Origin of the sequence: Halogranum rubrum, from assembly GCF_900114455.1 — an archaeon.
Taxonomy (GTDB): domain Archaea; phylum Halobacteriota; class Halobacteria; order Halobacteriales; family Haloferacaceae; genus Halogranum; species Halogranum rubrum.
This window is the reverse complement of sequence record NZ_FOTC01000001.1, coordinates 1,582,500-1,596,084: the sequence shown is the minus strand read 5'-3', so window position 1 is coordinate 1,596,084 and position 13,585 is coordinate 1,582,500. Positions and strand designations below refer to the sequence as shown.

The window sequence follows — 13,585 nt, the reverse complement described above, 5'->3', positions numbered from 1 at the left end:
TACTGCGGGCAACAGGCGATTCAGGGAGAAAAGTGCGTTAGTCGGCGTTGACGGGCGGCGTCTGTGGCGTCTGCGGCGTCTGCGGCGCCTGCGGACCCTGAGACTGCGCCGTCGGATTCACCGGACCGTTGACGAAGAGTGCGTGACCGATGACGAGCGCTGCCACGCCCCCACCAGCGGGGACGGCCATCGCCAAGGGGAATCCGACGACACTGAGGACGGCGGTAATTCCGAGCAAGGCGAGTGGGATAACCCCAAGCACATAGTCATAATATCCGGTCATAATACGATACAAACTATGGACAGCACGTATATAATTCTTTCCCGTAGCTGAGACGTATTCTCTGTGGTGGTTTGAGGTAACTTCCTCATAAGTTATAGGATTGTGAACACACGACACACGCCCCGAAACTATCGAAATCGGCAGCTTCCGAATCGGAAATTTCTCGTAGACGGCCACGCATATTGTCTCGACTAACAGAATATCTGAATTTATGTCACCTATACGAAGGGCAGAACCCCGCTCGTCTGCGCCGGGTGTTTTTGCCCAGACCGGAGGGTTAACTCCCGGTGTGGGGGAAGTGAGAGTTGTGAATCGGAACGACCGCGCCATCGCCGGCCTCGTGATGCTCGCTCACGGGATGGTCCACACCTACGAACTCTCTATTCCCATCTTCGTCACCATCTGGCTGACCCAGTACGAAGTCATCGACCTTGGTATTACCCAGTTCCCGGTGAACCAGGCAACGCTCGGTGCCGTCGTCACGGCCGGCTACGCGCTGTTCGGCCTCGGTGCACTTCCCGGCGGTATCGTCGTCGACCGTGTCGGTTCACGGCGACTCATCAGCGCCTGCCTCCTCGGGATGGCCGCCTCGTTTCTCCTCCTGTGGCTGTCTCCGTCGCTCGTCGTCGTCGCTATCGGCTTGCTCCTCTGGGGGGCGGCCGCGAGCGTCTACCACCCGGCTGGACTCGCACTCATCAGTAAAGGCATCGAAGAGCGCGGCACCGGCTTCGCGTACCACGGTATCGCCGGCAACGTCGGTATCGGCCTCGGTCCCCTGCTGACGGCGATTCTCCTCCTCGCGTTCGACTGGACAACCGTCGCGGGTATCCTCGCGCTCCCGGCGCTCGTCGCCGCCGCCTACGCGACGCGTGCGGAGTTCGACGAGAGCGCGGCCGTCGCCGCCGATGGCGGTGCGTCAGACGACTCGGGCGACTCGAATGACTCGAAAGCCTCCTCGGGTATCTCGTCGCTCGCCGAACTCCTCACGGAATCCCGCAAACTGTTCGCGGGACAGTTCGTCCTCGTCTTCGTCGTCGCCATGTGTTCGGGGCTCTACTACCGCGGCGTCCTGACGTTCCTCCCCGGTCTCCTCGCCGACCTCCCTGGCTTCGCACCCGTGCCCATCTCGTCGCTCCTGCCGGCAGGTCTCGTCGAGATGCTCGGCGTCGGAGCCAGCGAACAGACGCTGCAACCGCAGAACTACGTCTACTCGGGCATCCTCATGGTCGGCGTCCTCGGACAGTACGTCGGCGGGCGACTCACCGACCGAATCGCCATCGAACACGGCATCGCGGGCGCGTTCGGCGGACTCGCGCTCCTCGCACTGGCGTTTCTGCCCATCGCCAACGCCGGGTTCGGCCCCCTCCTGCTCGTCGGGGCCGTCCTCGGCTTCGCACTCTTCGTCGTGCAACCGCTCTATCAGGCAGCCATCGCAGAGTACACGCCCGCCGGCACACGCGGTCTCTCGTACGGCTTCACCTACCTGGGCGTGTTCGGCGTCGGCGCACTCGGCGGCGTCATCGCCGGGACGATTCTGACCTACGCGTCGCCGCCGGTGCTGTTCACGACGCTCGCCGGCATCGCTGCCGTCGCGTCGGTCATCGGCGTCGTGCTGTCACGGACGACGCGCCCGACGAACGAGTGAATCTCGGCGTGCGTCACCACTTCGAGTGACAGGGTGAGCGGGAAGAGAGGGGAGAGAAAGAAGAGAACCGTCAGGAGAGTTTGAACCAGAGCGCGCGCCAGATGCCGAGTCCGAGCGACCCGAGGACGACGAGGACCGTCGCGAAGATGGCCGCGCCGACGAGGGTCGTGATGTTACCGGGCATCAGATACCAGATGGGAATGCCGCCGATGGCGGACGGTATCCACGACCGAATCGCGAGTGGGATGGCCGCTTTGGCCGACTCGGCCGCACCGGCGGAGTAGGCGCCGATGAGCGGGGCGAAGACGAGCCACGTCGCGATGAACGGGAGGATAGTCGTCGCCAGTTCCGCTGGCATCGAGAGGACGGCGGTGGTGTGGTGGTTGATTGCGCCGACCGTGAGCAGTGCGATGAGCACGACGAAGTCTCCCACGGCGAGCGGGAGGGCGTCTCCATCGAGGCGTTTCTCGAGGAACGACTTCTGGGAGTTAGCCATACCGTCTCTCTGACGTGGGGTCTAATTATTCTCCTGTTTCACGCCTACGACGGTGTAGCCGAACCCGCGGTCGAGTACCTGTGTGTCCAGTCCAGCCCGTTCGAGCGCTCGCGCGAGGTCGTCCGGCCCGGTGAACAGCGACCCCATCCCGAACTGTTTCTCGGCGAACTCGGTCGCTCGACCGAGCAGCGTCTCGGGGTCGAACTCCCGAACGACGAGGACGCCACCTGGAGCCAACACCCGAGCGACGTCGCCGAGCACCGTTCGCTGGGTCGGCATGTGGTGAAGCGCGTCGACGATGGTGACCGCGTCGACCGACTCGCTGGCGACGGGCAGGCGTCGGGCGTCGGCCTGCACGCAGGACAGTCCACGTCCTCGTGCCCGCGAGAGCATCCCCCGTGAGATGTCGACGACGGTCACCTGTCGGTCTCCCGTCTCGAGTGCCATCGCCGCGCGGCCGCTCCCGCCGCCGACGTCGAGGACGTGGTCGACAGGGCGGTCGGCCCGAGCGAGTCCGTCGAGCAGCCTCTCGCGCTCCGCAGGTGGCATCACGAAGTCGTAGAGACGAGCGATGCGGTCGAAGAACCGAACGTCGCCAACACCGTGCATAGTTGACTGTCGGGCGATTCGATACAAAGCCTTGCCCTCTTATTCGTCCAGCCAATAGCGAGGGGTATGGAGTTCGCCCTGCTGGGCTGGCCCGACGAGGGACCGACGCTCCGGCTCGATTACCGGACGTTCAGCTACGCGGGGAAGTTCGTGATGTCGACGACGGGGAAGGCAGTCGTTCGCGACCCGACACTCGCGAGCGACGATGCTACCTCGGCGTCGGCTGACCCCCCGTCGACCGTCGACCCGTCGGTCTTCGAAGACGACGTGTATGCGGCCGTCGCGTTCAACGAAGACCGGACGGACCCCGGCGTGCTGTGGCTCCGGTACATCACGGTCCACGCGGACCACCGCGGTGAGGAACTCGCGCCACGACTCGCCACGTTCCTCGCCGAACGTGCCGAAGCGCACGGCTATCGTCGACTCAGAATCGCCGTCAACAACCCCTTCGCGTACCACGCGATGTACAAAGCCGGGTTCGCCTACACCGGTCGGCAGACCGGCCTCGCCGAACTCGTCCTCGAACGACCCGGCGAACGGGACCGACCCACGTATCAGTGCGGTCTCGACGAGTTCCGCGAACGTGACCTCTCCGACGAGGAGCGCGCGTTCCTCGCCGCGAGAGAGGGGGAGGACCCACCGGACGTCGTCGGCCTGCCCGCAGTCGACGCCGAACGCGAAGACGAGAGCGACACGACACGGGAGCTTAAAGCACGGGACGGTCGAAGTGAAGACGATGGGAAACGCGGACCTCCGTGACCTGGCGGCACTCTCCGACGTCTCGTTCGACGAACTCGGCGGGAGCGTCGTCGCCGTCGACGCGCACAACTGGCTCTATCGCTATCTGACGACGACGGTAAAGTGGACGAGCGACGCGAAGTACACGACGAGCGGCGGTGACGAAGTCGCCAACCTCGTCGGTCTCGTCCAAGGACTCCCCAAGTTCTTCGAACACGACCTGACGCCGGTTTTCGTCTTCGACGGCGGCGTGACGGAGTTGAAAGACGCCGAAGTCGAGGCACGCCGCGAACAGAAAGAGAAGGCACAGGAACGACTCGAAGAAGCCCGCGAACGCGGTGACGCCGTCGAGGCCGCCCGCCTCGAAGCGCGCACCCAGCGACTCACGGCCGTCATCCACGAGACGACCCGCGACTTTCTCGACCTGCTCGACGTGCCCTACATCGAGGCACCTGCCGAGGGTGAAGCCCAAGCGTCCTACATGGCTCGCCGTGGCGACGCCGACTACGTCGGCAGTGAGGACTACGACACGCTCCTCTTCGGCGCACCGTTCACCCTCCGGCAACTGACGAGCAAAGGCGACCCCGAGTTGATGGACCTCGATGCGACCTTAGCCAAACACGACATCTCCTACGAACAACTGGTCGACATCGCCATCCTCGTCGGAACGGACTTCAACCCCGGCATCAAGGGAATCGGCCCGAAGACGGCGCTGAAGGCAGTGAAAGAACACGGCGACCTGTGGGGCGTCCTCGACGCGCGTGACCTCCACATCGACCACGCCGACCGGATTCGAGACCTCTTTCTCGACCCGCCGGTCACCGACGACTACGACGTGGACCTCGACATCGACCCGGATCTAGAGGCGGCGCGAAGCTACGTCGTCGACGAGTGGGAAGTCGACGCCGACGAAGTCGCTCGCGGCTTCGAGCGTATCGAGGAGTCGCTCGTCCAGACCGGACTCGACCGCTGGACCTGACTCAGCGAAACGCGACGTCGACGACTCTCTCTGCAGCCTGCGGCCCGCGTACGTACCGCTGTTCTCTGCCTTCCGAACCACGCTTGATCGCGAACAGCCGAAGAGAGATAACCAGTCGTCCGTCTGCGAGCGTCGCCCGCAACACCGGACCCGTGCTCGTGACGACGACGTACGGCGGCGCGGGAACCGGTTGCGCTCGAAGCGCGTAGCCCGCGGCGTCGACAGCGCCCGCGAGCACCTCCGGGAGTTCGTCGAGGACGCCCGCGCGGCGTAACGTCGCCGTCAGTGGGCCGGTCACTGCGTCGCGGTCCGTCGTCGACTTACCGTCCCATCCCGCGACGACGGCGTCGGCGCAGTCACTGGCGGTAGCGAGCAGGTCGGTGTGCTCCGTCAGGAGGTACGACCGGACGGTGGCGGGGACGTCGTCGGACACGTCACCGTGTGGACGCGCGACAGAGATAACTCCCGCCGGTCACGCCTCGGGTCAGAATACTTTTCACAATCCTCTCTGATTACTGTCACTATGAACCGCGACCGCGCACGATACGTCGCCGGGAGCCTCCTGCTTCTCGTCGCCACGGCGGGAGCCGTCTACTTCGGTATCGTCGTCGGGTCACTGTTCGCCGCCGGTCTGTGCGTGACCGTCGGCGTCGTCGGCACCGGGCAACTACTGGACGACTTACGTGTCTACCTCCTCGGACTGGTCGGCGTCGCGCTGTTCGCCCTCCTGTTCGGTGTCGGCTACTACGTGACGGACGGAGTAACCGCGCTGACGACGGTACTGCTCATACTCGCAGCTATCAGCTTCGCACAAGGCGTCAGGGCGTACCGAGCGCTCGACTGACCGTCGACGCCTCACCGCCCCGCTTTTATCACGCGAGTTCCTTCCTCTCCGCATGGACCTCTCGGAAATCGAGCGACTCATCGAGGCCGGTATCGACGACGCCGAGGCGACCGTCTCTCGTCCGCGAAGCCCCGACCAGAACCACGAGGACGCCCACTTCGCGGCCGTCGTCGTCTCGCCCGCCTTCGCCGACAAGAGTCTCGTCCAACAGCACCAGATGGTGTACGACGCCCTCGGCGACCACATGACGACCGACATCCACGCGATGGAGATCAAGACCTACACGCCCGAAGAGTACGAGCAACACGCCTGAGCCCCCCATATTTTTGCGGGTCGCCCGCATCGGTTTCGAGCGATGACTGACACCTTCGACACGTCTCACGCGACAGACCCGGCGTGGCTCCGAAGCCATCGGCGGGCCGTCCTCGACTTCTACTACCCGACGTGCATGGACGAAGAGCGCGGTGGCTACGTCGCCCAACTCGACGAACAGACCGGCGAGGTGTACGACGCCGACAGCAAGCACCTCGTCGCCACCTGCCGATTCGTCGTCAACTTCTGTCGGGCCGCTCGCGACGACGGACCCGACTGGGCGCTCGCGGCCGCCGAACACGGCGTCGACTTTCTGCTCACCCACCACCGCGACGAGGAGACGGGCGGCTACCACTGGCTCCTCGACGGCACCGACCCGGTCGACGAACGTCGCTCGCCCTACGGCCACGCATTCGTCCTGCTCGCACTCGCCGAGGCCACGACGGTCGGTATCGACGGCGCACGCGAGGCACTCGACGAGACGTACGCGCTCGTCGAGCGGCACTTCTGGGAGGCAGACGAGAACCTGTGTCGAAGCGAACTCGACGCTGACTGGGAACCGGTCGAACCCTACCGAGGACAGAACGCGAACATGCACATGTGCGAGGCACACCTCGCGGCGCACGACGCCACCGACGACGAGCGCTACCTCGAACGGGCGAGCGCCATCGCCCGCCGTCTCACCGTCGACTTAGCCGGGGAGACCGACGGTCGAATCTGGGAACACTACACCGCCGACTGGGACCCAGACATGGAGTACAACGTCGAGCAGAAGGCCCACCAGTTCCGCCCGTGGGGGTACCAACCCGGCCACCACGCCGAGTGGGCGAAACTACTGACCGAACTGAGCGACCGAGTCGACGAGAAGTGGCCCCTCACGCGGGCCGAAGAACTGTTCGCCGTCGCCATCGCCGAGGGTTGGGACGCCGAACGCGGTGGCTTCTACTACACGCACAACCTCGACGGCGAACCAATCGTCGCCGACAAGTACGGCTGGCCGGTCGCCGAAGCCATCGGTGCGGCGGCGGTGCTCGCCGAGGCGACGGGAGAAGACGTGTATCAGGTGTGGTACGACCGTCTGTGGGAGTACGCCGTCGAGAATCTCGTCGCTCCCGGCGGAAACTGGTATTCGAAACTCACGGAGGAAAACGAGTACGTCGACACCGACGAGGGGCCGGCGGTCGAACCGGGGTATCACCCCATCGGTGCGTGTGAGGCCGCGTTGCAGTCGTTCGACGGCTAGAGCCCTAGAGCCGAGGTTCGCTCGATTCGAGTTCGTCGAGCGAGCGGTTCTTGAGCGCCGCCCCCGTCTCGGCGTCGAACAGGTGGATGGCCGACTCGGGGAACCGCGCGACGACTGGCTGACCGGACTCGACGGAGCGCATCCCGCCGACGGTTGCGACGAACGAGTGTTCTCGCTCGGGTGAGAAGGCGAGATAGACGTTGTTCTCGTTGCCCATCGGTTCGACGACGTCGACGACAGTCTCGAACTCGTGTCGACCGTCACCCTCCTCAACCACTTCGACGTCTTCCGGACGGATACCGAGCGTGACGTGAGAACTCCCTTCGACGGCGGCGCGACTCTCCTCGGAGAGCGGGTAGGCGAAGTCGTCGCCGACTAATCGGTCGCCCTGTACCTCCATCTCGAAGAAGTTCATCGACGGTTCGCCGATGAACCCCGCGACGAACCGGTTTGCGGGTTTGTGGTAGACTTCCAACGGTGTGCCGACCTGTTGGAGGTGACCACCGTCGAGGATGGCGATTCGGTCACCCATCGTCATCGCCTCTGTCTGGTCGTGGGTGACGTACACTGTCGTCGTATCGAGGTTCTCCTGGATGCGCTGGAGTTCCGTCCGCATCTGGGCGCGGAGTTTCGCGTCGAGATTGGAGAGCGGTTCGTCCATCAGGAACACTTCGGGGTCGCGCACGATGGCGCGCCCGAGGGCGACACGCTGTTGTTGACCTCCCGAGAGTTCGTCGGGTTTCCGGCCGAGTAGGTCGTCGATGTCGAGCATCGACGCGGCGTCTTCGACCTTCTGACGGATGGTGTCGTCGTCGAGGTCCGTCGACTCTTCGAGGCCGAACGACATGTTCTCGCGGACCGTCATATGCGGGTAGAGCGCGTACGACTGAAACACCATCGCGATGTCGCGTTCCTTCGGACGCTTGCCCGAGAGAGAGGTCTGCCCGAGTCGGATGTCGCCTTCGCTGATGCTCTCCAACCCCGCAATCATCCGGAGCGTGGTCGACTTTCCGCACCCCGAGGGGCCGACGAGGACGAGGAACTCCCCGTCTTCGATGTCTACCGAGACGCCGTCGACGGCGACGACGTCGTCGAACCGCTTCGTGACCGAGTCGAGTGTGAGTCGTGCCATTAGGTTTCTCCTGCGACGCCTTTCGCGAACTGTTCGCCGAACAGGACGTAGATGACGAGCGTCGGGAGCGCCGCGATGAACGCGCCCGCCATCTGGACGTTGTACTGCTGGACCATCGACCCTTTCAGCGTGTTGAGTGCGATGGTGACCGGTGCGTTCGAGGGGTCGCTCACCAGCACCAGCGCGAACAACAGGTCGTTCCAGATGTTCGTGAACTGGTAGATGAGCGTCACCGCGAACATGGGTTTCGAGAGCGGGAGGACGATCTTCCGGTAGATGCGGGCCGGCGACGCCCCGTCCAGTCGGGCGGCCTCCAGCATCTCGTCGTCCAGCGAGAGGTAGTACCCGCGGAACAGGACGGTACAGATGGGGATACCGTACGCGGCGTGCGTCACGCCGAGTTCGATGAGTCCGGCGCGGTCGGCCAACGGCGGGATGAACGCCAACAGGCTCGCCACGTCCACCATCGACCAGAACCGCGTCAGCGGCACGAGTACCGACTGATACGGGATGAACACGCCGGCGACGAACAACGAGAGGACGCCGACCTGATACTTCCAGTTCAGGTTGGTCATCCCGTAGGCCGCCATCGACCCGAACAGTGCCGAGAGCATCGTGGCGGGCACCGCGAACAGGAGACTGTTCACGACGCCGGGACCGAGTCTGTCGAGTGCCGCGGCCCACGGTTGGACCGTCACGCCGTCGGCCGGCGGCGGCGCGAACGGCGTCGTGCTGAAGAAGGCGTTCTGCGTCTTGAACGCCGTCATCAGTCCCGTCTCCAGCGGTGCGAGGTAGAACGCGACCATCACGACGAGCACGCCGTAGACGCTCACGCGCCGGAGGTTCACGCTCTCGGACCACGAACCGGAGTTGGAACTCATAGCTCACCCCGCTGGTACTGGCGGTAGAGATAGGGCGCGATGACGCCGAGCGCCATCAGGAACAGCACCGTCGCGATGCCGGACCCGTACGCCCAGTTCGTGGACATGAATGCCTCGCGGAACATCATCACCGAGAGGATGTCCGTGGAGGGACCGGGGTTCGGGCCGAACATGACGAACAGGAAGTCGAACGCCTTCAGCGCGAACACCATCAACACGACGGCGGCGCTGGTCGTCGACGACCGAAGTTGCGGGACGACGACGCGGCGGTACATCCGAAACGTCGACGCGCCGTCCGTCCGCGCCGCCTCGTACTGTTCGTTCGGAATCGCCTGCAGACCCGCGAGATAGACAATCATCGCGTATCCCGAGAACTGCCACATCAGCGCGAAGATGACCGCGCCGAGTTTGAACTGCGGGTTCGAGAGCCACGCCTGTGTGAACGCACCCAATCCGACTGTGCGGAGCGTCTCGTTGATGAGTCCGATACTCGGGTTGTACATCCACGACCAGAAGATGGCCGTGACGACGAACGAGAGACTCATCGGCAGGAGGTAGATAGTTCGGAACGTGTTCTCGAAGCGAACCCCTTGGTCGACGAGGATGGCGAGTAAGAGTCCCAACAGGAGCGTGATGACGGTGAACGCGACGAGCAGCGCCACCGTGTTGCGGGTGGCGACGAAGAAGTTCGACGTCGGGTCGAGCAGGTCGTTCAGCATCTGACTGTACACCGAGAGGTCGAAGTTCTCGTACTCCGGTTGGCCGAGTCCGCTCCAGTCGGTCAGCGAGATGAGGACGTTCCACGCGACGGCCCCGTAGACGAACAGACCGACGAGGAGCGCGGGCGGTCCCCAGAAGGGCAGCGACTGGACGAACTCGCTGTCGAGTACCGAACTGGAACTCGCCTCGGCTTCGCCCGCCATCGCTGGGTCGGCTACGCCGCCGTCCGTTCGAACGTCGTCGCTGTGGCTCTCGGTCTCGCGAGTCTCGCGACTGCGCCCGAGCGCACGAAAGAAAGCGTCGAACATAGACCAGTCAGACGTCGAACGCCGTGACGAGTTCGTCGTAGGTCTTGTTCACGTTGTACGATTCGAGGAAGCTGGCGAACGCCCCTTCGATGTTGCTCTTGATTTCGGGGCGGACGGCCGTCCCGTGGGCGATGGTCGCCGGCTGCTGGTTGGAGTTCGCGAAGTCCTCACTCTGCGCCTGCAGGAACGGCCCGAACTCGTCCATCGACACGTCGGTCCGTGGCGGGATAGAGCCCTTCTTCGTGTTGAACCGCTTCTGGGCGTCCTTCGTCCCGCAGTAGGTGAGGAACTTCGTCGTCGCGTCGGGCGACGGGTTGTTCTTCGGGAAGACGAACGAGTCCATCACGAGCGAGTAGATGCCCTCGGTGCCGGGGAACGCGACGTTGCCCCACGCGGAGTCGTACTCGAAGCTATCGGCGGCCTTGTACTGACCCGCCGCCCAGTCGCCCTGGTGGATGAACGCCGCCTCGCCGTTGACGATCATCGAGTTCCCCTGGTCCCACGAGATGGACCCGGCGTCCTCGGGGTAGTGTTCGCTGTACTCTTTGACGCGTTTGAGTGCGCTCTTGACGGCGCTCTCGACACCGGCGACGTCGCCGGAGGTGAACGTCTCGAACGCCCCGACGCCTTGCTCGCCGATGAGTACCGTCTCCCAGAGTTGGACCGTCGACCACGGCGACTGCGTCTGATGCGCCATCGGGACGGCGTCCGTCTCCTGGGCCACGGTGTCCATCGCGTCCATGAGTGCGCTGGGGTCGCCGATATTCGTCGGGTCGACGCCGGCGCTCTCGACTACCTCCTTGTTGTAGAACAGGTTGTTCAGTCGGTGGATGTTGATGGGGACCGAGACGAAGTTCTCGGTGCCGCCTTTCGCGGCCGACTTCACGCCTTGGAGGTAGTTCTCCTTCATGCTGTTCTTGCCCCAGACGCTGTCCGAGATGTCGTTCAGGATGTCCGCCTCGGTGTAGGGTACAGCGCCTTACCGGGCCAAATCTGGAACGAGGAGGGCGGGTTCTCGTTGAGAACGCGGTTCTTGATGACCGTGTCGAGTGCACTGCCCGCGCCGCCGGGTGCGGGGTTGTTCTCGACCGAGATGTCGGGATACTTCTCTTTGAACCCGTCCAGCAGTGCCTGTAGTGCCTCCTGTTCGCCACCGGCCCGTCCACCAGTGGACGATTTCGAAGGTGTTGCCGCTGCCACCGTCGCCGCCGTCACCGCCATCGCCGCCGCCACCGTTGCCACCGTCGCCGCCGCCACCGCCGTCGCCACCGCCGTCGCCACCGTCGCCACCGTCGCCGCCGCCAGTACAGCCTGCGAGTCCAGTTATTCCAGCCGCACCTGAGAGGGCTGTTGCCTTGACCACCGACCGACGAGAGAACTGTGATTCGTCTTCTGTCATTGTCTTTCTCGTGTGAGTGCCGTTCGCACCAACATGACAGCGACACAAAAAGCTTGTCGAAATTATCACGATTGTGAGTTGCATTTATCTCCTCGCGTCGAGTACGGCGCTCGGTTCCGGTACCGGAGGTGACGGGAGTGCGCTCGCACGTGAGCCGTTACCGATGGCTTTTACGCACCATGCTGCGTGGTCACGCGCATGAGCGAGGACTACAGAACCGAACGCGACAGCCTCGGAGAGATGCAGGTTCCGGCGGACGCCTACTGGGGCGCACAGACCCAGCGTGCCGTCGAGAACTTCCCAATCTCGGGCATCACGTTCAGCCGACGCTTTATCCGCGCACTGGGTGTCGTCAAGAAGTCGGCCGCACAGGCCAACAACGACCTCGGCCTCCTCGACGACGACAAAGCCGAGGCCATCGTCGAGGCCGCCGACGAGGTCATCGCCGGCGAACACGACGACCAGTTCCCGGTCGACGTCTTCCAGACCGGCTCGGGAACCTCCTCGAACATGAACGCCAACGAGGTCATCGCCAACCGCGCCGCCGAGATTATGGGCTCGGAAATTGGTGACCGCGTCGTCCACCCGAACGACCACGTCAACTACGGCCAGTCGTCGAACGACGTCATCCCGACGGCAATGCACGTCTCCGCGCTCGAAGCGGTGGAGAAGGACCTCCTGCCCGCACTCGACACGCTGCGCGAGGCGCTCGAAGCCAAAGAGGAGGAGTTCGACGACGTCGTCAAGACGGGTCGGACACACCTGCAGGACGCCACACCCGTCACGCTCGGCCAAGAGTTCGGCGGCTACAAGACGCAAGTCGAGAAGGGACTGGCTCGCGTCGACTACGTCCGTGACCATCTTGGTGAGCTTGCCCTCGGCGGCACCGCCGTCGGTACCGGTCTCAACACCCACCCCGAGTTCCCCGCGAAAGCCGCGGAGTACATCTCCGAGGAGACTGGCGTCGCGTTCCGCGAGGCCGACAACCACTTCGAGGCGCAGGCCGCCCACGACGCGATGAGCGAGGCCCACGGCGCGCTCCGTACCATCGCCGGCAGCCTGAATAAGATCGCCAACGACCTTCGGCTTCTGGCCTCCGGCCCACGCAACGGTCTCGGTGAACTCGAACAGCCCGAGAACCAGCCCGGTTCTTCCATCATGCCCGGCAAAATCAACCCCGTCGTCGCCGAGGCAGTGAACCAAGTCCACAAGCAGGTCGTCGGCAACGACGCCGCCGTCTCCGCCGGTGCCGCGGAGGGACAGATCGACCTCAACCTCTACAAGCCGGTGCTCGCGCACAACTTCCTCGAATCGGCTTCGATGCTGTCGAACGCGTCAGAGGTCTTTGCCGAGCGGTTCGTCGCCAAACTCGAAGCCAACGAGGAGCACTGCGCCGACCAGGTCGAACGCAGCATGGCGCTGGCGACGGCGCTCAACCCTGCAATCGGCTACGACAAGGCCTCGAAAGTCGCGAAGAAGGCGCTCGCAGACGGCAAGACGGTTCGAGAAGTCGCCGTCGACGAAGGCTACCTCACCGAGGAGGAGGCCGACGAGGTGCTCGACCCCGAGAAGATGACGCACCGCGGGATTTTGGGACAAGACGACTAAACGACACCAGTCTGTGCGCGTCTCGTCGCGCACGACACTGCAGTCGTGTGGTGTAGACGACTGAGCGGCGTCACCCAGGCGCGCGCTCGTCGTGCGCCTCGTGCTGCCGCGGTGGTGTAGACGACTGAGCGGCGTCACCCGGGCGCGCGCTCGTCGCGCGCCTCGTGCTGCCGCGGTGGTGTAGACGACCGAGCGGCGTGAGCCTGCGCGTGTTCCTCCTGCCGCGGTGGTGTAGACGACCGAGCGGCGTGAGCCTGCGCGTGTTCCTCCTGCCGCGGTGGTGTAGACGACTGAACGGTACCCGTCGCTGTGCGAGTCTCTTTTCTCTCAGCCGAATACTCGTAGATTGTTGACTATTGCCGTGCTGTATGCTAACGCACAAAACCAC

14 protein-coding genes and 1 pseudogene are annotated in these 13,585 nt (G+C 64.2%); 7 read left to right on the top strand and 8 right to left on the bottom strand.

Translation table 11 applies throughout. The features are described 5' to 3' along the window. Positions 1–37: 37 nt before the first annotated feature. A complete protein-coding gene (locus BM083_RS07955) occupies positions 38–283 on the bottom strand; it encodes a DUF8015 family protein (protein WP_089868057.1) in 246 nt (81 codons plus the stop codon). Positions 284–626: 343 nt separating this feature from the next. Between BM083_RS07955 and BM083_RS07950 the strand changes: the two genes are divergently transcribed. After that, on the top strand, positions 627–1,928 hold the full coding sequence (locus BM083_RS07950; protein WP_218148955.1) for an MFS transporter: 1,302 nt from the start codon (positions 627–629) through the stop codon (positions 1,926–1,928). A 70-nt stretch (positions 1,929–1,998) separates the two neighbouring features. On the opposite strand, the gene BM083_RS07945 is transcribed toward BM083_RS07950, so the two are convergent. Next, complete coding sequence (locus BM083_RS07945) at positions 1,999–2,424, bottom strand: DUF3054 domain-containing protein (RefSeq protein WP_089868049.1); 426 nt, start codon at positions 2,422–2,424, stop codon at positions 1,999–2,001. A gap of 21 nt (positions 2,425–2,445) precedes the next feature. Beyond that, entirely contained in the window at positions 2,446–3,033 is a 588-nt protein-coding gene (locus BM083_RS07940) for a class I SAM-dependent methyltransferase (RefSeq protein WP_089868044.1), read from the bottom strand. A gap of 66 nt (positions 3,034–3,099) precedes the next feature. Here BM083_RS07940 and BM083_RS07935 point away from each other — a divergent pair, with 66 nt between their 5' ends. Both BM083_RS07935 and fen read left to right on the top strand, forming a co-directional pair. Further along, complete coding sequence (locus tag BM083_RS07935) at positions 3,100–3,792, top strand: GNAT family N-acetyltransferase (protein WP_089868037.1); 693 nt, start codon at positions 3,100–3,102, stop codon at positions 3,790–3,792. Next, the gene (fen, locus tag BM083_RS07930; protein WP_089868033.1) at positions 3,770–4,750 is read left to right on the top strand and encodes a flap endonuclease-1; all 981 of its coding nucleotides are present in this window, start codon (positions 3,770–3,772) and stop codon (positions 4,748–4,750) included. The genes BM083_RS07935 and fen overlap by 23 nt, the downstream gene beginning before the upstream one ends. Before the next feature lies 1 nt (position 4,751). Here the strand turns inward: fen and BM083_RS07925 are convergent, their stop codons facing one another. Beyond that, positions 4,752–5,183: a DUF7988 family protein gene (locus BM083_RS07925; protein ID WP_089868029.1), complete on the bottom strand. Its 432-nt coding sequence runs from the start codon at positions 5,181–5,183 to the stop codon at positions 4,752–4,754. Positions 5,184–5,273: 90 nt separating this feature from the next. Between BM083_RS07925 and BM083_RS07920 the strand changes: the two genes are divergently transcribed. Genes BM083_RS07920 through BM083_RS07910 form a run of 3 tightly spaced genes read left to right on the top strand, consistent with a single transcriptional unit; the run spans position 5,274 to position 7,149 of the window. After that, entirely contained in the window at positions 5,274–5,594 is a 321-nt protein-coding gene (locus BM083_RS07920; protein ID WP_009367373.1) for a hypothetical protein, read from the top strand. Positions 5,595–5,646: 52 nt separating this feature from the next. Further along, the gene (locus tag BM083_RS07915; protein WP_009367374.1) at positions 5,647–5,907 is read left to right on the top strand and encodes a BolA family protein; all 261 of its coding nucleotides are present in this window, start codon (positions 5,647–5,649) and stop codon (positions 5,905–5,907) included. Positions 5,908–5,949: 42 nt separating this feature from the next. Continuing rightward, a complete protein-coding gene (locus tag BM083_RS07910; RefSeq protein ID WP_089868026.1) occupies positions 5,950–7,149 on the top strand; it encodes an AGE family epimerase/isomerase in 1,200 nt (399 codons plus the stop codon). Positions 7,150–7,153: 4 nt separating this feature from the next. Here BM083_RS07910 and BM083_RS07905 read toward each other — a convergent pair whose 3' ends face one another. From BM083_RS07905 to BM083_RS07890, 4 genes and pseudogenes are all read right to left on the bottom strand, one after another. Further along, complete coding sequence (locus tag BM083_RS07905; protein ID WP_089868023.1) at positions 7,154–8,281, bottom strand: ABC transporter ATP-binding protein; 1,128 nt, start codon at positions 8,279–8,281, stop codon at positions 7,154–7,156. Next, entirely contained in the window at positions 8,281–9,162 is an 882-nt protein-coding gene (locus BM083_RS07900; protein ID WP_089868019.1) for a carbohydrate ABC transporter permease, read from the bottom strand. Before BM083_RS07900 ends, BM083_RS07905 begins: the two co-directional genes overlap by 1 nt. Continuing rightward, the gene (locus BM083_RS07895; RefSeq protein ID WP_089868016.1) at positions 9,159–10,190 is read right to left on the bottom strand and encodes a carbohydrate ABC transporter permease; all 1,032 of its coding nucleotides are present in this window, start codon (positions 10,188–10,190) and stop codon (positions 9,159–9,161) included. Before BM083_RS07895 ends, BM083_RS07900 begins: the two co-directional genes overlap by 4 nt. A gap of 7 nt (positions 10,191–10,197) precedes the next feature. Further along, positions 10,198–11,589, bottom strand: a pseudogene (locus BM083_RS07890) (ABC transporter substrate-binding protein). Between the two features lie 198 nt (positions 11,590–11,787). Between BM083_RS07890 and BM083_RS07885 the strand changes: the two are divergent. Continuing rightward, entirely contained in the window at positions 11,788–13,197 is a 1,410-nt protein-coding gene (locus BM083_RS07885) for a class II fumarate hydratase (protein WP_089868013.1), read from the top strand. The last annotated feature ends 388 nt before the right edge of the window (positions 13,198–13,585 follow it).

Bases quoted from the DNA above. Each gene is read 5' to 3' on its own strand.
- BM083_RS07955 (WP_089868057.1), bottom strand. From the start codon at position 283: ATGACCGGATATTATGACTATGTGCTTGGGGTTATCCCACTCGCCTTG.
- BM083_RS07950 (WP_218148955.1), top strand. From the start codon at position 627: ATGCTCGCTCACGGGATGGTCCACACCTACGAACTCTCTATTCCCATC.
- BM083_RS07945 (WP_089868049.1), bottom strand. From the start codon at position 2,424: ATGGCTAACTCCCAGAAGTCGTTCCTCGAGAAACGCCTCGATGGAGAC.
- BM083_RS07940 (WP_089868044.1), bottom strand. From the start codon at position 3,033: ATGCACGGTGTTGGCGACGTTCGGTTCTTCGACCGCATCGCTCGTCTC.
- BM083_RS07935 (WP_089868037.1), top strand. From the start codon at position 3,100: ATGGAGTTCGCCCTGCTGGGCTGGCCCGACGAGGGACCGACGCTCCGG.
- fen (WP_089868033.1), top strand. From the start codon at position 3,770: ATGGGAAACGCGGACCTCCGTGACCTGGCGGCACTCTCCGACGTCTCG.
- BM083_RS07920 (WP_009367373.1), top strand. From the start codon at position 5,274: ATGAACCGCGACCGCGCACGATACGTCGCCGGGAGCCTCCTGCTTCTC.
- BM083_RS07915 (WP_009367374.1), top strand. From the start codon at position 5,647: ATGGACCTCTCGGAAATCGAGCGACTCATCGAGGCCGGTATCGACGAC.
- BM083_RS07910 (WP_089868026.1), top strand. From the start codon at position 5,950: ATGACTGACACCTTCGACACGTCTCACGCGACAGACCCGGCGTGGCTC.
- BM083_RS07905 (WP_089868023.1), bottom strand. From the start codon at position 8,281: ATGGCACGACTCACACTCGACTCGGTCACGAAGCGGTTCGACGACGTC.
- BM083_RS07900 (WP_089868019.1), bottom strand. From the start codon at position 9,162: ATGAGTTCCAACTCCGGTTCGTGGTCCGAGAGCGTGAACCTCCGGCGC.
- BM083_RS07895 (WP_089868016.1), bottom strand. From the start codon at position 10,190: ATGTTCGACGCTTTCTTTCGTGCGCTCGGGCGCAGTCGCGAGACTCGC.
- BM083_RS07885 (WP_089868013.1), top strand. From the start codon at position 11,788: ATGAGCGAGGACTACAGAACCGAACGCGACAGCCTCGGAGAGATGCAG.